Annotated in this window: 17 protein-coding genes and 1 tRNA gene; 16 read left to right on the top strand and 2 right to left on the bottom strand. The window is 72.7% G+C overall.

The features are described 5' to 3' along the window. Positions 1-4: 4 nt before the first annotated feature. On the bottom strand, positions 5-652 hold the full coding sequence (locus ACYVAP_RS09485; protein WP_264449443.1) for a TetR/AcrR family transcriptional regulator: 648 nt from the start codon (positions 650-652) through the stop codon (positions 5-7). A gap of 143 nt (positions 653-795) precedes the next feature. Here ACYVAP_RS09485 and ACYVAP_RS09480 point away from each other — a divergent pair. The 15 genes from ACYVAP_RS09480 (at position 796) to ACYVAP_RS09410 (ending at position 17,708) form a co-directional block, all read left to right on the top strand. After that, positions 796-867, top strand: a tRNA-Gln gene (locus ACYVAP_RS09480). A 58-nt stretch (positions 868-925) separates the two neighbouring features. Then, positions 926-2,434, top strand: coding sequence for a bifunctional UDP-N-acetylglucosamine diphosphorylase/glucosamine-1-phosphate N-acetyltransferase GlmU (gene glmU / locus ACYVAP_RS09475; RefSeq protein ID WP_498860458.1), 1,509 nt, complete (start codon positions 926-928; stop codon positions 2,432-2,434). Further along, positions 2,431-3,411, top strand: a complete 981-nt coding sequence (locus tag ACYVAP_RS09470) for a ribose-phosphate pyrophosphokinase (protein WP_498860457.1) — start codon at positions 2,431-2,433, stop codon at positions 3,409-3,411. Before glmU ends, ACYVAP_RS09470 begins: the two co-directional genes overlap by 4 nt. Before the next feature lie 370 nt (positions 3,412-3,781). Beyond that, positions 3,782-4,405, top strand: coding sequence for a 50S ribosomal protein L25/general stress protein Ctc (locus ACYVAP_RS09465; RefSeq protein WP_498860456.1), 624 nt, complete (start codon positions 3,782-3,784; stop codon positions 4,403-4,405). Between the two features lie 117 nt (positions 4,406-4,522). Continuing rightward, complete coding sequence (gene pth / locus ACYVAP_RS09460) at positions 4,523-5,137, top strand: aminoacyl-tRNA hydrolase (protein ID WP_498860455.1); 615 nt, start codon at positions 4,523-4,525, stop codon at positions 5,135-5,137. Beyond that, a complete protein-coding gene (gene mfd, locus ACYVAP_RS09455) occupies positions 5,134-8,706 on the top strand; it encodes a transcription-repair coupling factor (RefSeq protein ID WP_498860454.1) in 3,573 nt (1,190 codons plus the stop codon). Before pth ends, mfd begins: the two co-directional genes overlap by 4 nt. 24 nt (positions 8,707-8,730) lie before the next feature. Further along, positions 8,731-9,570, top strand: coding sequence for a MazG nucleotide pyrophosphohydrolase domain-containing protein (locus ACYVAP_RS09450; RefSeq protein ID WP_498860453.1), 840 nt, complete (start codon positions 8,731-8,733; stop codon positions 9,568-9,570). 66 nt (positions 9,571-9,636) lie between these two features. Further along, positions 9,637-10,929 (top strand): phosphopyruvate hydratase, encoded by a 1,293-nt coding sequence (gene eno, locus ACYVAP_RS09445; protein WP_498860452.1) that lies wholly within the window; start codon positions 9,637-9,639, stop codon positions 10,927-10,929. Positions 10,930-10,959: 30 nt separating this feature from the next. Next, on the top strand, positions 10,960-11,679 hold the full coding sequence (locus ACYVAP_RS09440) for an FtsB family cell division protein (protein ID WP_498860451.1): 720 nt from the start codon (positions 10,960-10,962) through the stop codon (positions 11,677-11,679). Beyond that, a complete protein-coding gene (locus tag ACYVAP_RS09435) occupies positions 11,676-12,266 on the top strand; it encodes a DUF501 domain-containing protein (protein WP_498860450.1) in 591 nt (196 codons plus the stop codon). The genes ACYVAP_RS09440 and ACYVAP_RS09435 overlap by 4 nt, the downstream gene beginning before the upstream one ends. Continuing rightward, entirely contained in the window at positions 12,263-13,222 is a 960-nt protein-coding gene (locus tag ACYVAP_RS09430) for a Ppx/GppA phosphatase family protein (RefSeq protein ID WP_498860449.1), read from the top strand. Before ACYVAP_RS09435 ends, ACYVAP_RS09430 begins: the two co-directional genes overlap by 4 nt. A 78-nt stretch (positions 13,223-13,300) precedes the next feature. Continuing rightward, positions 13,301-14,677, top strand: coding sequence for an NAD(P)/FAD-dependent oxidoreductase (locus tag ACYVAP_RS09425; protein ID WP_137770999.1), 1,377 nt, complete (start codon positions 13,301-13,303; stop codon positions 14,675-14,677). A gap of 217 nt (positions 14,678-14,894) precedes the next feature. Further along, positions 14,895-15,650, top strand: coding sequence for a glucosamine-6-phosphate deaminase (gene nagB / locus ACYVAP_RS09420; RefSeq protein WP_498860448.1), 756 nt, complete (start codon positions 14,895-14,897; stop codon positions 15,648-15,650). A gap of 121 nt (positions 15,651-15,771) precedes the next feature. Next, a complete protein-coding gene (locus tag ACYVAP_RS09415) occupies positions 15,772-17,259 on the top strand; it encodes an NCS2 family permease (protein WP_498860447.1) in 1,488 nt (495 codons plus the stop codon). Next, positions 17,256-17,708, top strand: a complete 453-nt coding sequence (locus tag ACYVAP_RS09410; RefSeq protein ID WP_498860446.1) for a MarR family winged helix-turn-helix transcriptional regulator — start codon at positions 17,256-17,258, stop codon at positions 17,706-17,708. Before ACYVAP_RS09415 ends, ACYVAP_RS09410 begins: the two co-directional genes overlap by 4 nt. Before the next feature lie 106 nt (positions 17,709-17,814). Here ACYVAP_RS09410 and serC read toward each other — a convergent pair whose 3' ends face one another. Further along, a complete protein-coding gene (gene serC / locus ACYVAP_RS09405) occupies positions 17,815-18,972 on the bottom strand; it encodes a PLP-dependent aminotransferase family protein (RefSeq protein WP_498860445.1) in 1,158 nt (385 codons plus the stop codon). Positions 18,973-19,131: 159 nt separating this feature from the next. Between serC and ACYVAP_RS09400 the strand changes: the two genes are divergently transcribed. After that, complete coding sequence (locus tag ACYVAP_RS09400) at positions 19,132-19,878, top strand: class I SAM-dependent methyltransferase (RefSeq protein WP_498860444.1); 747 nt, start codon at positions 19,132-19,134, stop codon at positions 19,876-19,878. The last annotated feature ends 443 nt before the right edge of the window (positions 19,879-20,321 follow it).

Below are 20,321 nucleotides of genomic sequence, written 5' to 3'. Positions count from 1 at the left end.
CCGATCAGACGTCGGCGCCGCCACGGAGCACGGGCTTCTTCTCCATGGCCGCGAGCCCGAACCAGGAGAGGTTCACGAGCCGCGCGGCCAGGACCTCCTTGGACGGCTTGTGCGTCTCGAGCCACCACTGGCCCGTGTACGCGACCATGCCCACGAGCATCTGCGCGTACACCGGGGCGTCCTTCGTGGGGTAGCCGCGCAGCTTCAGCTGGGCGGACAGGATCCCCTCGACGCGGCGGGCGACGTCGCTCAGCAGGGAGGAGAAGGTGCCGCCGCTCTGGCTCACGGGGGAGTCCCGCACGAGCATGCGGAAGCCGTCCTCGTTGTCGTCGATGTAGGAGAGGAAGGCGAGCGCCGCGCGCTCCATGAGCACCCGCGGGTGCGAGCGCTGGTCCTGGAGGGACCGCTCGAGGGCCGCGAGCAGGGCACCCACCTCGCGGTCCACGATGACGGCGTACAGGCCCTCCTTGCCGCCGAAGTGCTCGTAGACGACGGGCTTGGAGACCTTCGCACGGGCGGCGATCTCCTCGACGCTCGCGGCGTCGTAGCCCTTCTCCGCGAAGAGGCGGCGACCCACGGCCACGAGCTGCTCGCGACGCTCCCGGCCGGTCATCCGTACGGAGCGCGGGCGCGGGGCCTGGTCGTTCGCCATGGGGCGAGTCTGGCACAGGCCACGTGCTCCCGGCGGCGGACGGGATCCGCGGCGGATAGGATCGGTGCGGCCTCGCACCGGTCGCCGTCGGCCCCGCAGGGAGTCCCCTGCAGCCCGCCCGCGGACCTTCCGGTGCGCGTCCTTCCGCCATGGTGTAATCGGCAACACCTCAGATTTTGGTTCTGATGTTTCAGGTTCGAATCCTGATGGCGGAACGCCCTCCGCCTCCCCGTCCGGGGATGGAGATGTCGTCGATCCCGAGGAGCAGCCCCCGTGGAAACCCCCGCACCCGCCGCCGTGGTGGTCCTGGCCGCCGGGGCCGGGACCCGCATGCGGTCCCGGACCCCCAAGGTCCTGCACGAGATCGGGGGCCGCTCGCTCCTGGTCCACGCCGTGACCGCCGCCGAGGGCACCGGGCCCGGTGAGCTCGTCGTCGTGCTCCGCCACGAGCGCGACCGCGTCGCCGCCCACCTCGCCGACCACGCCCCCGAGGTCACCGTCGCCGACCAGGACGAGGTCCCCGGCACCGGCCGCGCCGTGCAGTGCGGCCTCGAGAGGATCGCCGCCGCGACCGGCACCGTGCTCGTCACCTACGGCGACGTCCCGCTGCTCGAGCCCGGCACGCTGCGCGAGCTCGTCGCCGCCCATGAGCAGGCGGGCGCCGCCGTCACCGTGCTCACGGCGAAGGTCCCCGACCCCACCGGCTACGGCCGCATCCTCCGCAGCCAGGACGGCGCCGAGGTGCTCGGGATCGTCGAGCACAAGGACGCCACGGAGGAGCAGCGGGGGATCGAGGAGATCAACTCCGGCATCTATGCCTTCGACCTCGCCGTCCTCCGCGACGCGCTGGGCCGCATCACGACGGACAACGCCCAGGGCGAGATGTACCTCACGGACGTCCTCGCGATCGCCCGCGAGGACGGCGGCTCGGTGCGCGCGCTCGTCACCTCCGACCTCATGATGGTCGAGGGCGTCAACGACCGCGTGCAGCTCGCCCAGCTCGGCGCGGAGATGAACCGCCGCATCCTCGAGCGCCACATGCGCGCCGGCGTGACGATCGTGGACCCGGCCACCACCTGGATCGACGCCGACGTCACCATCGGCCAGGACGCGATCATCCGCCCCGGCGTCCAGCTCCAGGGCGCGACGGACATCGGCGAGGACGCCGAGATCGGCCCGGACACGACCCTGAAGGACACCGAGGTCGGCGCCGGGGCGAGCGTGCTGCGCTCCCACGCGGTGCTCGCGGAGATCGGCGCGGGCGCGACCGTCGGACCGTTCTCCTACCTGCGCGCGGGCACCTCGCTCGGCGCGAAGGGCAAGATCGGCGGCTTCGTCGAGACGAAGAACGCGCGGATCGGCGAGGGCGCGAAGGTCCCGCACCTCAGCTACGTCGGGGACGCGGAGATCGGCGAGGGCACCAACATCGGCGCCGCGACGATCTTCGCGAACTACGACGGCGTCGAGAAGCACCGCACCACCGTCGGCCGCCACGTCCGGGTCGGATCGGACAGCGTGCTCGTGGCACCCGTCACCATCGGCGACGGGGCCGCGACCGGCGCCGGCACGACGGTGCGCAAGGACGTGCCGCCGGGGGCGCTCGCCGTGAACGCGGGCTCGCAGCGGAACGTGGAAGGATGGACCCTGCGACGCCGTGCGGGGACCGCGGCCGAGGCCGCGGCTCGTGCCGCCCTCGACGGGACGGATCCCTCCGCCGCCGACGCCGCGTCCGGAACGGCCGAGGGCCACAGCGACGACAGCAAGGAGCAGGGGCAGCGATGAGCGGAATCATCACCACGGGGGAGAAGCGGCTCGTGCTCGCCTCCGGCAGGGCCCACCCGGTCCTCGCGCAGGAGGTCTCCCAGGAGCTCGGCGTCGAGGTCCTCCCGATGGACGCCTGGGACTTCGCCAACGGCGAGATCTACGTGCGCTACGGCGAGTCCGTGCGCGGCAGCGACGCCTTCGTCCTGCAGTCCCACCCGGCGCCCATCAACACCTGGGTGATGGAGCACCTGATCATGATCGACGCGCTCAAGCGGGCCTCCGCCAAGCGCATCACCGCGATCTCGCCGAGCTTCCCCTACGCCCGCCAGGACAAGAAGCACCGCGGCCGCGAGCCGATCTCCGCCCGCCTCATGGCGGACCTCTACGAGACCGCCGGCATCGACCGCATGATGTCCGTGGACCTCCACGCCCCGCAGGTGCAGGGCTACTTCAGCCAGCCGGTGGACCACCTCATGGCGCTCCCGATCCTCGCGGACTACGTGAGCCGGAAGTACGGCTCCGAGGACATCGCCGTCGTCTCCCCGGACGCCGGGCGCATCCGCGTCGCGGAGCAGTGGGCCAAGCGCCTGGGCGGTGTGAACCTCGCGTTCATCCACAAGTCCCGGGACCCCAAGCGGCCCAACCAGGCCGTCGCGAAGCGCGTGATCGGCGACATCTCCGGCAAGACCTCCATCCTCGTGGACGACATGATCGACACCGCCGGCACGATCGTGCAGGCCGTCGAGGCGCTCACGAAGAACGGCGCCTCCTCGGTCGTCATCGCGACCACCCACCCGATCCTCTCCGACCCGGCCGCGCAGCGCCTGCGCGACTCCGGTGTGCGCGAGGTGGTCTGCACCAACACCCTCCCGATCCCCGAGGAGAAGCAGTTCGAGGAGCTCACGCAGCTCTCCATCGCGCCGCTCATCGCCCGGGCGATCCGCGCGGTCTTCGACGACGGCTCGGTGACGAGCCTCTTCGACGGCGAGGTCTGAGCCCCCTTCCTGGGACCGCCGCCGCGCCGCGAGGGCCCGCATCCCCACCGGGGATGCGGGCCCTCGGCACGGGGGCCGGCTCCGTCTGCTCGCGCCGGCGTGATCGAGTCCAGCAGGCTCCGTCGGTCGCCCGACGGGACCAGCGTCCCTGCGCGGAGCGCGTGCGCCGAGCCCGCCGGCAGCGATCGTCGTCACCTCCCGTGCGGACCGGGCGCGGCTGCGTGCTATCTTCTCGAGGTCACTTCGGCGAGGGGACGCCCCGGGCGTCCCGTGATCGACGCGGTGCGGTCCCTCCGGCGCCCGGCGCCGGATCGGGTCCGTCGTGTCCTCGCCCCGCGATGCACGACCCCCGATCACGAGGAGAACCCCCATGGCTGAGACCCTGAACGTCGAGCTGCGCAACGAGTTCGGCAAGGGCGCCGCCCGCCGCATCCGCGCCGAGCACAAGATCCCCGCCGTCCTCTACGGCCACGGCGAGGCCCCCCTGCACCTGGTGCTCCCCGGCCACGAGACCGCGCTGGCGGCCCGCAACTCCAACGCCCTGCTGGACCTCCAGCTGGCCGACGGCACCTCGCACCTGGCGCTCATCAAGGAGATCCAGCGCCACCCGCTGCACCGGACGCTCACCCACCTCGACCTCATCATCGTCAAGCGCGGCGAGAAGGTCGAGGTCGACATCCCCGTGACCGTCACCGGCGAGCCCGTCGCCCCGGCGATCTCCGTCGTCGACCTCCAGGCCCTCACCCTCTCCGTCGACGCCCTCCACGTGCCCGAGCACGTCGAGATCTCCGTCGAGGAGAAGGTCGACGGCGACCAGGTCTTCGCCGGCGACGTCACCCTCCCCGCCGGCGCCGAGCTGGTCACCGACGCCGAGCTGCTCGTCGTCGCGATCCAGATCCCGCGCGTCGAGGAGGAGCCGGAGGCCGAGGACGCCGAGGGCGCCGAGGACACCGACTCCGAGGGTGCCGAGGAGGAGTCCTCCGAGCAGGAGTGACGATCCTCGGATCACACCGACCCGCCGGGGCGTCGCGCAGCAGCGCGGCGCCCCGGTAGGTTTCTCCCGGGGCCCCGGTATGCCGGAGGCCCCTCTCGTCATGTTCAGGAGGAGCACGTGAGCACGTCCGACCGCAGCGCGGGCACGTATCTGGTGATCGGCCTCGGCAACCCCGGCGACCGCTACGCCGCGACCCGCCACAACGTGGGCCAGATGGTGCTGGACCACATCGCGGCCGCGACGAGGTCGCGGTTCTCCGCCGCCCGCCGCGCCCAGGCCGTCGTCGTCGAGGGCAGGCTGGGGCTCCCCGGCGCGGACGAGCGGGTCGTGCTCGCCAAGCCCTCGACCTACATGAACACCTCGGGCGGTCCCGTCAAGGCGCTCGCGAGCTACTACGACGTGCCGCCCGAGCGCATCGTCGTGGTCCACGACGAGGTCGACATCCCCTTCGACACCGTGCGCCTCAAGCGCGGCGGCGGCGAGGGCGGCCACAACGGCCTGCGTGACATCACCAAGGCCCTCGGGACGAAGGACTACCTGCGGGTGCGGGTCGGCGTGGGCCGGCCCCCGGGCAGCAAGGACACCGCGGACTTCGTGCTCTCCCCGTTCAGCTCGACCGAGCGCAAGAGCCTGGACCTCCTCGTCTCCGACGCGGCGGACGCCGTCGAGGCGCTCGTGCTGCAGGGCCTCACCGCCGCCCAGCAGCGATTCCACTCCCCGGAGGCCCGATGACCCCCACCGCCCCGCTCGCCCCGCTGCTCGACCTGATCGCCGACGGGCGCGACCTCACCGCGATCCGCGAGCTCGTCACCACCGGGACGGCCGACGGCAGCGGCGGCGACATGGTCGCGGCGACCGGGCTGTTCCCCTTCGCCGTCGCGGACCTCGCGCGCGCCTCGAGCGCCGAGAGCCCGCTCGTCGTCGTCACCCCGACGACGCGCGCCGCCGAGGACCTCCGCTCCGCGCTCGGCGCCCTCGTGGGCACCGAGCACCTCGCCGAGCTCCCCGCCTGGGAGACCCTTCCCCACGAGCGTCTATCCCCGCGCGCGGACACCGTCGCCCGGCGCCTCGCGACGCTGCGGCGGATCGCGCATCCCGAGACCGAGCGTCCCGTGCACGTGCTGCTCATGCCCGTGCGCTCGCTGCTCCAGCCGATCGCCGCGGGCCTCGGCGACCTCCGGCCGGTCCGCGCCGCGGTGGGGGACACCTATGCCCTCGAGGACCTCGAGCAGGATCTCGTCGACGCCGCCTACGCGCGTGTGGACATGGTGGAGAAGCGGGGGGAGTTCGCCGTGCGCGGCGGCATCCTCGACGTCTTCCCGCCCACCGAGCCGCACCCGGTGCGCGTGGACCTCTTCGGCGACGAGGTGGACGACGTCCGCTACTTCTCCGTCGCCGACCAGCGCTCCCTGGACCCGGCCCCGCACGGCCTCGATGCCCCGCCCTGCCGCGAGATCCTGCTGACCCCGGCCGTGCGCGAGCGCGCCCGGGCGATGGCGGAGGACCTCCCCGGCGTCGCCGAGATGCTCCAGCGCATCGCCGCGGGCATCGCCGTGGACGGCATGGAGTCCCTCAGCGCCGTGCTCGTCGAGGAGATGCAGCAGGTGGCCGACGTCCTCCCCGCCGGCGCGCGCTTCCTGCTCATGGACCCCGAGAAGATCCGCGCCCGTGCCGCGGAGCTCGTCGCGACGACCGACGAGTTCCTCGCGGCCGCCTGGTCGAGCGCCGCCGCCGGCGGCGGGCTCCCGATCGACGTGGGCGCCGCGAGCTTCGTCCCGCTCTCCGAGGCGAAGGGCCACGCCCGTGCGGGCGGCCGGCCCTGGTTCACGCTCGCCGCCTTCGGGCTCGAGAGCGACGTCGACCTCACGGCCACGACCGCGACCACGCATCCCGGCTACTCGGGCAGGCCCGGGGACGCCGCCCAGGACCTCGAGCGCCGCCGCAAGGACGGCTGGCGCATCGTCGCGACGCTCACCGGCCAGGGCTCCGCTCGCCACGCGAGCGAGAACCTGCGCGCGGAGGGGCTGCCCGCCGTCTACACGGACCACCTCGAGGGCCCCGTCGCCGAGGGCGAGGCCGTGGTCACCGTCGGCCCGTTCCCCGAGGGGCTCGTCGACGAGGACGCGAAGGTCCTGCTCGCCTCCGAGCGCGACCTCACGGGCAAGTCCGGCGCCCGCCGCGGCGAGGAGCGGCGCATGCCCGCGCGCCGCCGCAACGTGGTGGACCCGCTGCAGCTGCGGCCCGGCGACTTCGTCGTGCACTCCCATCACGGCGTGGGCCGGTTCGTCGAGATGACCAGCCGCACCGTGGGCGCCGGGGCGAAGGCCACGACCCGCGAGTACCTCGTCATCGAGTACTCGGCCTCGAAGAAGGGCCAGCCCGGCGACCGCCTGTACGTCCCGAGCGACCAGCTCGACCAGGTCACGAAGTACGTCGGCGGCGAGGAGCCGAGCGTCAACCGCATGGGCGGCGCGGACTGGGCCAAGACGAAGTCCCGCGCCCGCAAGGCGATCCGGGAGATCGCCGACGAGCTCGTGCGCCTGTACTCGGCGCGGCAGTCCGCCCCGGGCCATGCCTTCGCCCCGGACACGCCGTGGCAGCGGGAGCTCGAGGACGCCTTCGAGTTCATCGAGACCCCGGACCAGCTCTCCGCCCTCGACGACGTCAAGGGGGACATGGAGAAGTCGGTGCCCATGGACCGGCTCATCCTCGGCGACGTCGGCTACGGGAAGACGGAGATCGCCGTGCGCGCGGCCTTCAAGGCCGTCCAGGACGGCAAGCAGGTCGCCGTGCTCGCGCCCACGACCCTGCTCGCCCAGCAGCACCTCGACACCTTCACCGAGCGGTACACGGGCTTCCCCGTGACCGTGAAGGGGCTCAGCCGCTTCCAGTCCGCGGCGGACTCGCAGGCGACGATCGACGGTCTGCTCGACGGCTCCGTCGACGTGGTGATCGGCACCCATCGCCTGCTCACCGGGCAGGTGCGCTTCAAGGACCTCGGGCTGCTCATCATCGACGAGGAGCAGCGCTTCGGCGTCGAGCACAAGGAGACGCTCAAGGCGCTGCGGACCGACGTCGACGTGCTCGCCATGTCGGCCACGCCGATCCCGCGCACGCTCGAGATGGCGGTCACGGGCATCCGCGAGATGTCGACGCTCGCGACGCCGCCGGAGGAGCGCCACCCGGTGCTCACCTACGTCGGCGCGCAGGAGGACAAGCAGGTCACCGCCGCGATCCGGCGCGAGCTGCTGCGCGAGGGCCAGGTGTTCTACGTGCACAACCGGGTCGAGGACATCGACCGGGTCGCCGCGCACCTGCGCGAGCTGGTCCCCGACGCCCGCGTCCAGGTCGCCCACGGCAAGATGAACGAGCACCAGCTCGAGCGCGTCATCCTCGACTTCTGGGAGCGGGAGTTCGATGTCCTCGTGTGCACCACGATCGTGGAGACGGGTCTGGACATCGCGAACGCGAACACGCTCATCGTCGAGAACGCGGACCGCTTCGGCCTCTCGCAGCTGCACCAGCTGCGGGGCCGCGTGGGACGCTCGAGCGAGCGCGCCTACGCCTACTTCCTCTACAGCGCCGCGAAGCCGCTCACCGAGACCGCCCACGACCGGCTCACGACCCTCGCGACGAACACCGACCTCGGCGCGGGCATGCGGGTCGCGATGAAGGACCTCGAGATCCGCGGTGCGGGCAACCTGCTGGGCGGCGAGCAGTCCGGCCACATCGCCGGGGTGGGCTTCGACCTCTACGTGCGCATGGTGGGGGAGGCCGTCGCGGCCTTCCGCGGAGAGGCGACCGCGCCGGAGAAGGAGATCCGCGTCGAGCTCCCCGTGGACGCGCACCTCCCGCACGACTACATCCCCTCCGAGCGGCTGCGGCTCGAGGCGTACTCGAAGCTCTCGGCGGTGCGGGAGGTCTCCGAGATCGAGCAGGTCGCGGCCGAGCTCGTGGACCGCTACGGCCCGCTGCCGGAGCCGGTGTCCCTGCTCCTGGACGTCGCGAGGTTCCGGATCGACGCCCGCGCCGCCGGCATCGACGAGGTGCAGGCCCAGGGCAAGATGATCCGCTTCGCGCACGTCGAGCCCGCGGACTCGGTCGCGATGCGCATGAAGCGGCTGTTCCCCGGCACGATGCTCAAGCCGGCCGTGCGGCAGGTGCTCGTGCCGCGGCCGGCGTCCGCGCGCTTCGGCGGCACCGAGCTGCGCGACCATGCGCTGCTCGACTGGGCGCGCGAGGTCATGCGCACCCTCGTGCCGACCGCCGCCGAGCAGATCTCGCGGTCCGACGGCGAGTGATCCGCCGCGGGTAGCCTCGGGGACGTGAGCGAGCACCGAGATCGGACCCCGGCCGCACCGTCCCCCGAGCCCCCCGTCGGGGCCGTCGTCCCGCGGGAGGACGCTCCGAGAGGGGGCGCCCTGCTGCGGGCGGTGGAGGTCATGGAGGCACTGCGCGCCCCGGACGGCGACGCCTGGTCGCACACGCAGACCCATGCCTCGCTCGCGCGCTACCTGCTCGAGGAGACCCACGAGGTGCTCGAGGTGATCGACGACCCCGCGGCGCACGGTCCCGGGGCGCTGCGCGACGAGCTCGGCGACCTGCTCTTCCAGATCCTCTTCCACGCCCGGATCGGGCAGGAGGAGGAGCCCGCCTGGGACGTGGACGACGTGGCCCGCTCCTTCGTCGCGAAGATGGAGCGACGCAACCCCCATGTGTTCGGGGCGGGGCGGGACGACGCGCTCGAGGACCCGGCGGACGTCGAGGCGATCGTCGCGCAGTGGCACGCGGTGAAGGCGCAGGAGAAGGCCGCCGCCGCGGGGAGCGCGGGCGGTCCCGACCCCCGGCGCGCCTGGTCCGAGGGGATCCCGGCCGCGCTGCCGGCCCTCCAGCGCGGCGCCAAGATGGTGCACCGCGCCCGCTCCGCCGGGGCCCTCGACGCGCTGCTCGCCGCCGCGGACGCCGAGGTCGCGGCAGGGTCGTCGGATCCCGGTGACCCCGGGACCGCGGCCGAGGACGACGCGCTCGCGCGGGCGCTGCTCGACCTCGTCGTCGCCGCGGAGGAGCGGGACACGGACCCGGAGACGGCGCTGCGCTCGCTGCTGGCCCGCGCCGACGCACGGGTCGCCCGGGCACGCGGGACGCACGCGGACGGGACCGCCTAGACTGTCCGGCGGTGGGTCAGCGTCGACCGGCCATGACGGAACTTCATCCGATGGAAGGAACAGCACATGGCAGCTCTGATCGATGCCGTCCACGCCCGCGAGATCCTGGACTCCCGCGGCAACCCCACCGTCGAGGTGGAGGTCCTCCTCGACGACGGCACCTTCGCCCGCGCCGAGGTCCCCTCCGGTGCCTCGACCGGCGCCTTCGAGGCCGTCGAGCGTCGTGACGGCGACAAGGGCCGTTACCTGGGCAAGGGCGTCGAGCAGGCCGTCGCGGCCGTCATCGACGAGCTCGGCCCGGCCGTCGTCGGCTTCGACGTGCAGGAGCAGCGCGCGATCGATCAGGCGATGCTCGAGCTCGACGGCACCGCCAACAAGGGCAAGATCGGCGCCAACGCGATCCTCGGCGTCTCGCTCGCCGTCGCGAAGGCCGCCGCGGACTCCGCCGGCGTCCCGCTCTACCAGTACCTGGGCGGCCCGAACGCCCACGTGCTGCCCGTCCCGATGATGAACATCCTCAACGGCGGGTCCCACGCGGACTCCAACGTCGACATCCAGGAGTTCATGATCGCGCCGATCGGCGCGGAGACCTACAGCGAGGCCCTGCGCACCGGCGCCGAGGTCTACCACCAGCTGAAGTCCGTGCTCAAGGAGCGCGGCCTGTCCACGGGCCTGGGCGACGAGGGCGGCTTCGCGCCGAACCTCGAGTCCAATCGTGCGGCGCTCGACCTCATCGTCGAGGCCATCGAGAAGGCCGGCTTCGTGCCGGGCAAGGACGTCGCGCTCGCGCTCGACGTCGCCGCCTCGGAGTTCTTCTCCGACGGTGCCTACACCTTCGAGGGCGCGAAGAAGTCCTCGGAGGAGATGGCCGCGTACTACGCCGAGCTCGTCGCCTCCTACCCGCTGGTCTCGATCGAGGACCCGCTGGACGAGGAGGACTGGAAGGGCTGGACGACCATCACCGCCCAGCTCGGCGACAAGGTCCAGCTCGTGGGCGACGACCTCTTCGTCACCAATCCGGAGCGCCTGGGCCGCGGCATCGACGAGCGCGCCGCCAACGCCCTCCTCGTGAAGGTCAACCAGATCGGCTCGCTCACGGAGACCTTCGACGCCGTCGAGCTCGCGCACCGCGCGGGCTTCAAGGCGATGATGTCCCACCGCTCCGGCGAGACCGAGGACACGACCATCGCGGACCTCGCCGTCGCCACCAACTGCGGCCAGATCAAGTCCGGCGCTCCCGCCCGCGGCGAGCGCGTCAACAAGTACAACCAGCTGCTCCGCATCGAGGAGGAGCTGGACGAGGCGGGCACCTACGCCGGTGCCGCCGCCTTCCCGCGTTTCACGCCCGCGAAGGGCTGAACCCTCAGGTCGAGGCGGTAGCCTTCGGGCATGACCTCGAAGCGACCGGGCGCCCCGCGATCAGCGAGGCGCCCGGTCCCTGCGTCCGGGGGCCGACGCGCCGGCGGCGCGCCCGGCGCCGGCCCGTCCGCCCGGGGCTCCCGGGCATCGGGCCGCTCCTCCTCCGCGGGGACCACCAGCGACCGCCATCGCGGCCCTGCCGCGGCCTCCCGACCCCGCACCACCTCGTCCTCCGCCGCGGCGGAGGACGGCCCGGGCATCACGATCACCCGTCGCACGCTCGTGCTGGTGACCCTCGTCGTGGTCGCCCTCGCCGCGCTCGTGCCGACGATCAACTCCTACGTCGCGCAGCGCCAGCAGCTCGCCGCCCTGCACGACCAGGTCTCCCAGCAGCAGGACGAGGTCGACGAGCTGCAGGCCGAGGTCGACCGTTGGCAGGACCCGGCCTTCGTCGCCGCCCAGGCCCGCGAGCGGCTCCTGTTCGCGATGCCGGGGGAGACCCAGTACCGCCTCACCGACACCTCCGGCCGGGACGTCCCGCTCACCGAGGACGAGCAGGCCGTCGAGGCCTCGGCGAGCGGTGAGTGGTTCTCGACCCTCTGGGACAGCCTCGAGGGCGCGAGCCGTCTCACCGCGGAGGACATCCCCGACGAGACCGGTTCGGACTCCCCGGAGGACGCCGAGACCACCGATCCCGCGGATCCCGCCGACACCCCGACCCCCAGCAGCACCGAGGACGCCACCCCGTGACCACCGCCCCCGCCCCCGACGCCGCGGCCCTGCCGCCGCTCCCCTTCGAGTCGCCCGCGACCGCCGAGGACCTCTCCGCGATGCGTGAGCAGCTCGGCCGCGACATGCGCGGCGTCGTCTCGATCGCCCGGCGCTGCGGCTGCGGCCGCCCCGCGGTGGTCCGCACCCGGCCCCGCCTCGAGGACGGCACGCCGTTCCCCACCTCGCTGTACCTCACGCTCCCGTGGCTGACCCTCGACATCTCCCGGATCGAGGCGACCGGTCGCATGGCCGAGCTCACCGAGCGGCTCGGCGAGGACGCCGAGCTCGCCGCCGGCTACGCCCGCGCCCACGAGCGCTACATCGCGCGGCGCGACGAGCTCGGCCGCGCCGAGGAGGTCGCGAGCGTGAGCGCCGGCGGCATGCCCACCCGGGTGAAGTGCCTGCACGCGCTCGCGGGCCAGGCCCTCGCCGAGGGTCCCGGCGTGAACCCCGTCGCGGACGAGGTCCTCGCGGGGATCCCCGGGGTGCTCCCGGAGCTGGTCTGCCGCTGCGCCTCCCCGGAGGACGAGGCCGACGCCGCCGGCGCCGAGGGAGCCACCGCATGAGCGCCCCCGTCGCCGCGATCGACTGCGGCACCAACTCGATCCGCCTGCTGATCGCGCGGCGCGACCCGTCCACCGGCGCCATGGTGGATCTCGAGCGCCGCCTGGAGATGGTCCGCCTGGGGTACGGCGTGGACCGCACCGGTCGCTTCGACCCCGCGGCCGTGGAGCGCACGCTCGAGGCGGCCCGCGGCTATGCCGCGCTCATCGCCCGGCACGGGGCCCGGGAGCTGCGCTTCGTGGCGACCTCGGCGACCCGCGACGCCGCGAACCGCGACGTGTTCATCGACGGCATCCGCGAGATCCTCGGCGTCCAGGTCGAGGTCATCAGTGGCGAGGAGGAGGCGGCGCTGTCCTTCCGCGGCGCCGTGAGCACGCTGCCGCAGCTCCCCGCCGGCCCGCGCGTCGTCGTCGACATCGGCGGCGGGTCCACGGAGCTCGTCCTCGGCACCGAGGAGCCGGAGGCGCGGATCAGCCTGGACATCGGCTCCGTGCGGCTCACGGAGCGCCACCTGCGCTCGGACCCGCCCACGGCGGAGGAGATCGCGGCCGCGGCGGCGGACGTCGACGCCCTGCTCGACACGGCCGCGGAGCGCCTGCCGCTGCAGGAGGCGACGTCCCTCGTCGGCACGGCCGGCACCGTCACGACGGTCACGGCGGTCGCGGAGGGGCTCACCGAGTACCGGCCGGACGTGGTCCACGGAGCCTCGCGGTCGATCGAGGACGCGATCGCCGTGAGCGAGCGCCTCCTCGCCATGACGCGCGAGGAGCGCGGCGCGCTCGGGATCATCCACCCCGGTCGCATCGACGTCATCGGCGCCGGCGCGCTCATCTGGGCGCGGATCCTCCGGCGGGTCGCCGGGGTCTCCGCGGTGACGACGACGGTGACGAGCGAGCACGACATCCTCGACGGGATCGCGCTCGACGTCCTGGACCGCACGGAGGCCCGCGAGGGCTGAGCGGGCGTCGGTTCCTCCAGACGTCCGAGGAGTGCGCCCGTTTTGGAACCGGGGCCCGACGGTTCTAGGCTGGGCGACATGAACACCACCTTCGGCGGCAAGCCCCATGTCCTGATCCTCGGCGGCGGATCCGTCGGTCTGACGACCGCGTCCGAGCTGCGCAAGACCCTCGGCACGGAGGTGGCGATCACGATCGTCGACCCGCGCCCCTACATGACCTACGCGCCCTTCCTCCCCGAGGTCGGCGCGGGCAGCATCGATCCCCGCAACGTCCTCGCGCCGCTGCGCAAGATCCTCCCCGGCACCAAGGTCGTCACCGGCGGCGTCTCGGCGATCCGCAGCGCGGACAACACCGTCGTCGTCACGACCGAGGACGGCGCCCAGCTCGAGATCGCCTACGACTACCTCGTCGTGGGCCTCGGCGCCGTGCCGCGTCTCCTCCCGATCCCCGGCCTGGCCGAGAACGCGATCGGCTTCAAGCAGGTCGAGGAGGCCATCACCGTCCGCGACAAGATCCTCGCGAACCTCGCCGAGGCCGCCTCGACGAAGGACCCGAAGGTCCGCAAGCGCCTGCTCACCTTCACCTACATCGGCGGCGGGTTCGCCGGGGGCGAGGCCGTCACCGAGGCCGAGGACATGGTCCGCGACGCGCTGCGCTACTACCCCGATCTGCACGCCTCGGACATCCGCTTCGTGCTCATCGACGCGGCGCCGTTCGTGTTCCCCGAGCTCACCGAGGACCAGCGCGCCTACGTGCTGAACCAGCTCCGCGAGCGCGGCATCGAGGTCAAGCTCGAGACCTTCCTGAACTCCGCCGAGAACGGCGTCATCAAGACGTCCGACGGCGACGAGTTCGAGACGGACCTCCTCGTGTGGAACGCCGGCGTCAAGCCGAACCCGATCCTCATGGACGAGGAGTCCTCGGACCTCCCCGTGGTCACGGAGCGCGGCCCGCTCATGGGCAAGCTCGACACCCTCGCGGATCTCCGTGTGAACGGCGCCGAGGGTCCGATCGACAACGTCTTCGCCGGGGGCGACTGCGCCGCGGTGCCGGATCTCGCCTCGGGCGAGGGCAAGTTCTGCCCGCCCAACGCCCAGCACGCCACGCGTCAGGGCAAGCGGATCGCGGACAACGTCGCGCGCTCCGTCCAGGGACGCCCGCTCGTGGACTACTACCACAAGAACCTCGGCGTCATGGCGACGCTGGGCATGTACAAGGGCGTCGGCCGGCTCATGCTGGGCGACAAGGAGATCGACGTGCGCGGTCTCCCGGCGTGGGCCATGGCCCGTGCGTACCACGTGTACGCGATGCCGACCCTGGGTCGCAAGGCCGCCGTGCTCGCGGGCTGGGCCTCGAACCTGGTCTCGCGTCGCGACATCATCGGCATCCCGCAGTCGGCCGATCCCCGCGCCGCCTTCGAGCTCGCCGCGAACTCCGGTCCCAAGAAGAAGTGACCGTCGGGCGGCATCGCCGCCCACCCCGCCGACCTCGTCGGCGCCGCTCGTGAAGGGCCCCGGACCTCGAGTCCGGGGCCCTTCGCCGTGCCCGCGTCCTGTCGGTCACCTCCGTCGGCCGCAGGCGACGGGACACGCTATGCTGTGACCGAATGTGATCAGCAAGAGCAGCAGCCGAGCATGAACGGTCATCTCGGGTGGGGAGAGGGAAACGGCCATGGAGATCGTCATCGCGCAGGACGCGGCCGCCGGGGCACGCGCCGTGGCCGACGAGTTCGTGCAGGTCCTCCGGGACGGGGACGCCCCGGTGCTGGGCCTCGCGACCGGCTCCTCGCCGGTCGCCGCCTACGCGGAGCTGATCCGCCGCCATCGGGAGGAGGGGCTCTCCTTCGCGGGCGCCCGCGCCTTCCTCCTGGACGAGTACGTGGGCCTGCCCGCCGACCACCCGCAGAGCTACCACCGCTTCATCCGCGAGCAGCTCGTGGACCACGTGGACCTCGAGGGCGCCGCGGTCCTCTCGCCGGACGGCGCCGCGGCGGACCCCGCGGTGGAGGCCGAGCGGTACGACGCCGCGATCGCCGCCGCCGGGGGAGTGGACCTCCAGATCCTCGGCATCGGCGTCAACGGCCACATCGCCTTCAACGAGCCCGGCAGCTCGCTCGCCTCCCGCACCCGCGTCGTCGCCCTCACGCGCTCGACCATCGAGGCGAACGCGCGCTTCTTCGACCGCGCCGCGGACGTCCCGCGCCATGCCCTCAGCCAGGGCCTCGGCACCATCCGCGAGGCGCGTCGGATCGTGCTCACGGCGACCGGGGAGCAGAAGGCCGCCGCGGTCGCCCAGCTCGTCGAGGGCGCGGTGAGCGCCCGCTGGCCCGCGACGGTGCTGCAGCTGCACCCGCACGTGACCGTGGTCGTGGACGAGGCGGCCGCGTCCCGGCTCGAGCTCGCCGAGGACTACCGCGCCGCCCGCTGATCGGCGAGCCTGCGCCCCAGGGGCGGCTCCTGTCCCGGGTGCGGGCGGAGGCTGGTCACAGTTCGGGGCCCCGCACGGTCCCGAGCGGGAGCGCGGAGGGCACGGCCGATACGATTCCCGCATGCAGGCTGATCCCTCCTCCGGCGGCGCAGCGAGCGTCGCGACCCGATCCCCCCTGGACCGCTACTTCCACCTGAGCGAGCGCGGGTCGACCGTCGCGCGCGAGGTGCGCGGCGGCCTCGTCACGTTCTTCTCGATGTGCTACATCGTGGTGCTGAACCCGCTCATCATCGGCACCGTGCCCGATTCGACGGGGCACTACCTGGGCGGTGGCACCGAGCCCAACCTCGCGGCGGTCGCCGCCGGCACCGCCCTCGTGGCCGGTGTGCTGACCCTCCTCATGGGCGCCTGGGCGAAGTTCCCGCTCGCGCTCGCGGCGGGCCTGGGCCTGAACGCGTACCTCGCCTACTCCGTGGTCTCCCTGCCGGGCATGACCTGGGCCGGGGCGATGGGCCTCGTCGCGATCGAGGGCGTGCTCGTGCTCGTCCTCGTGCTCACCGGGTTCCGCAAGGCCGTCTTCGACGCCGTGCCGGCCTTCATGAAGACCGCGATCAGCGTGGGCATCGGCCTGTTCATCGCCTTCATCGGCCTGTACAACGCCCGCTTCATCACGCACGCCGCCGGCACGCCCGTGCAGCTGGGCAACGACGGCTCCCTCACCGGCTGGCCCACACTCGTCTTCGTCGTGGGCCTCGTGCTCATGCTCGTGCTCTGGGTGCGCAAGGTGCCCGGCGCGATCCTCATCTCCATCGTCACGGCGACCGTGCTCGCGACGATCATCGAGGCGGTCACCGGCATCGGGGCGTACTCCGACGGCACGCTCAGCGCCGCGAACCCCGAGGGCTGGAGCATGAACGTCCCGGCGCTCCAGGGCTCCCCGATCGCCCTGCCCGACTTCGCGACGCTCTTCCAGGTCGACCCGTGGGGCGGGATCCAGGCGGCGGGCGTCGTCGGCGCCTCCGTCATCGTCTTCTCCCTGCTGCTCGCCGACTTCTTCGACACCATGGGCACCATGGTCGCCGTGGCCGGCGAGGGCGACCTGCTCGACGAGAAGGGCGACATCCCCTATTCCCAGCGCATCCTCGTCGTCGACTCCCTCGCGGCGCTCGGCGGCGGCGTCGGCGGCGTCTCCTCGAACACGAGCTTCGTCGAGTCCACCTCGGGCGTGGCCGACGGCGCCCGCACGGGCCTCGCCTCGATCGTCACGGGCCTCGCGTTCCTGCTCGCGACCTTCCTGTCCCCGCTCGTCGCGGCCGTGCCCTACGAGGCGGCGACCCCGGCGCTGGTCATGGTCGGCTTCCTGATGATGACCAACGTGACCTCGATCGACTTCACGGATCCCGAGATCGCGATCCCGGCCTTCCTCACGATCATCTTCATGCCCTTCGCCTACTCGATCACCGTCGGCATGGGCGCCGGGTTCGTCATGTACGTGCTCATCCGTCTCGTCCGCGGCAAGGTCCGCGAGGTGCACTGGCTCATGTACGTCATCGCCGCGATGTTCGTCGTCTACTTCCTGCGCGGCGCGATCGAGGGCCTGCTGCTGTGAGCACCCAGGCGGGGACCGGGGAGGTCGGCGACGAGCAGCTCGCGGCGGAGCTGCGCCGCGTGCTGCTGGTCTCCTCCCGTGTGCTGCGCTCGCACACGGCCTCGGACGAGGTCTCCGCCTCGCAGTACTCGGTCCTCGCCTACCTCGAGCGCTCGGGGGAGTCCACCCCTGGCGCGCTCGCGAGCTTCGAGCACGTCTCCCCACCCGTGATGACACGCATCCTCGCGCGGCTCGAGGAGGCCGGCCTGGTGGCCCGCACCGCCCATCCCCAGGACGGCCGCCAGGTCCTCGTCTCGCTCACGGCGACCGGGGAGGAGCTCGTCCGCCGCGGCCGCGAGGAGCGGGACGAGTGGCTGCGCGGCCGGATCGGGGAGATCACCGACGAGGAGCGGCGCACGCTCGGCGAGGCGGTCGCGATCCTGCGCCGCACCCTTGTCGGCCCCCGCTGAGGAGCAGCCTCCTCACGGGATCCGTCCCGCCACCGGATGCACGAACGGCCGGCCCCTCAGGGGGCCGGCCGTTCGTCGTGCGGGGAGGGCGCGATGCCCGGGCGTCTCAGGCGGTCGCGTCGAGCACGCGGTCGAGCACCGCGACGAGCGCCTCGACGTCGGACTCGGGCACCGCGGGGAAGGTGGCGATGCGGAGCTGGTTGCGCCCCAGCTTCCGGTACGGCTCGACGTCGACGACGCCGTGCGCACGCAGCACGGAGGTGATCGCGGTGGCGTCGATCGACTCGTCGATGTCGAGCGTCGTCACCACCTGGGAGCGGGCGGCGGGATCGCTGACGAAGGCCGTCACCTCGGGCCGACGGTCGGCCCACCGGTGCAGGAGGCCGGAGGTCGCCCGGGTGCGGGCGTCGGACCAGGCGAGACCGCCCTGCTCGAGCAGCCACTCGACCTGGTCGGCGAGCAGGGCCAGCGTCGCCACGGCGGGCGTGTTGAGCGTCTGGTCCTTGCGGGAGTTGTCGATCGCGGCCTGCAGGGAGAGGAACCCGGGCACCCAGCGGTCGGACTGCGCCTCGAGCCGGCCCGCGCGCTCGATCGCGGCGGGGGAGAGGAGGGACAGCCAGAGCCCGCCGTCGGAGGCGAAGGCCTTCTGGGGCGCGAAGTAGTACGCGTCCGTCTGGGAGACGTCCACCTGGGCGGCGCCGGCGACCGAGGTCGCGTCGACGAGCACGAGCTGGTCCTCGCGGGCGCCGGCGGGACGCTCCACGGGGACCATCACCCCGGTGGAGGTCTCGTTGTGCGGCCACGCGTAGGCGTCCACGTCCTCGTCGACGACGGGGCGGGGAAGGCTCCCCGGCTCGGCGGAGATCACGAGCGGGTCCAGGAGATGGGGAGCGGTGGTGGTCTCGGTCGCGAACTTCTGCGAGAACTCGCCGAGCACGAGGTGCTCGGAGCGCCGCTCGACGAGGGCGATCGCCGCCACGTCCCAGAAGGCCGTCGAGCCGCCGTTGCCGAGGACGACCTCGTAGCCCTCCGGGAGCGAGAAGAGCTCTGCGAGGCCGCGACGCGTGCGGGCGACGAGCTCCTTGACGGGCTTCTGGCGGTGGGACGTCCCGAGGACGCCGCGGTAGGTCGTGCCGAGCGCGTCCACCTGCTCGTCACGCAGTCGCGACGGACCGGAGCCGAACCGGCCGTCGGCGGGCAGCAGCGAGGTCGGGATGCTCAGCGCGCGGATCGCCTCGGCGCGGGCGGTGCGGGGATCGGTCATGGATGTGCTCCTCCGTCTCGTCGGCCCGGATGCTCTTCGGGGCGGGCCGAGGTCGAGGCCCATCCTGCCAGCGCGCCGCGCCCGGGGCGTGCCCGGTCCGGGCTCCGGGCTCCGGCGCTCCCGGCATCGCCATGGAGGTTTCCCTGGCATGATCGGGGCATGAGCCGTGCCGATCTGGACAAGAAGCCCTACGACGTCGCCGGGATGTTCGACAGCATCGCCGGTCGGTACGACCTCATGAACGACCTGGCGGCGCTGGGGCAGGTCCGCATGTGGCGCGAGCTGATGGTGGATGCCCTCGAGCTCGACGAGGACGATGCCGTGCTCGACCTCGCCGCCGGCACCGGGACCTCCTCGACCGCGATCGCGCGAGCAGGCGCCCGTGTGGTGGCCGCGGACTTCTCCCTCGGCATGATGACCGAGGGCAGGCGCCGCGGCGCACCGGTCCCCTTCGTCGGGGCAGACGCGCACCACCTCCCCTTCGCGGACGACTCCTTCGACGCGGCCGTCATCTCCTTCGGCCTGCGCAACGTCCAGGACCCCCGCCGCGGGATCGCGGAGATGACCCGCGTGGTGCGACCCGGGGGCCGGGTCGTGGTCTGCGAGTTCTCCACCCCCACGGCGCGAGTCGTGCGCACGGTCTACGAGCGCTACCTGCTGCGCGCCCTCCCAGTGGTCGCCTCCCGGTTCGCCACGAGCTCGGATGCCTACGACTACCTCGCCGAGTCGATCCTCCACTGGCCGGATCAGCAGGAGCTGCGCGGCTGGTTCCAGGAGGCCGGCCTCGAGCACGTCCGCTACCGGAACCTCACCGGGGGGATCGTGGCGCTGCACCGCGGGTACGTCCCCACAGCGGGGGAGGGGCCGACGGGCACCTCGGCCGACGGGGCACCGCAGGCGCTCTGAGGAGCCGGCGGTCGTACCGGACGAGCCGGCGCACAGAGGGTCCGCACGCCGACTGTTCTGGCGGTGGATCCCCGGGGCGGCACCCCCGCCGAGGGCAGGGGACACGGGACGCCCGCCCCGCCGGGCCTGTTCAGGGCTCGGATTCCCCTCTGACCTGCGGTGATGCTGGGCGCGGGAGGAAAGTGGCCGAGGCCACTCCGAAAAGGGGCCTCTCGAGTTGACCGGGCCCGGGGATCCACGTAATGTTCTTCCTCGTGCCCGGGAGATCGGGACAGCGGGAAGGCCAGCAGTGGCGGAACGCGAAATCGACTCCCACCAGGCGCTTCGGATAACTTCAGAACTGATGAGGCGCGGTTCACACCGCACCGAATTGACATGGAGAACCGGATCCCCTAAGTTATAGGGGTTGCCTCGGAGCGAGGAACTCGGAAGGGTTCTGATAC

Source organism: Brachybacterium horti (assembly GCF_054777615.1).
This window is presented reverse-complemented; position numbering and strand designations above follow the sequence as displayed.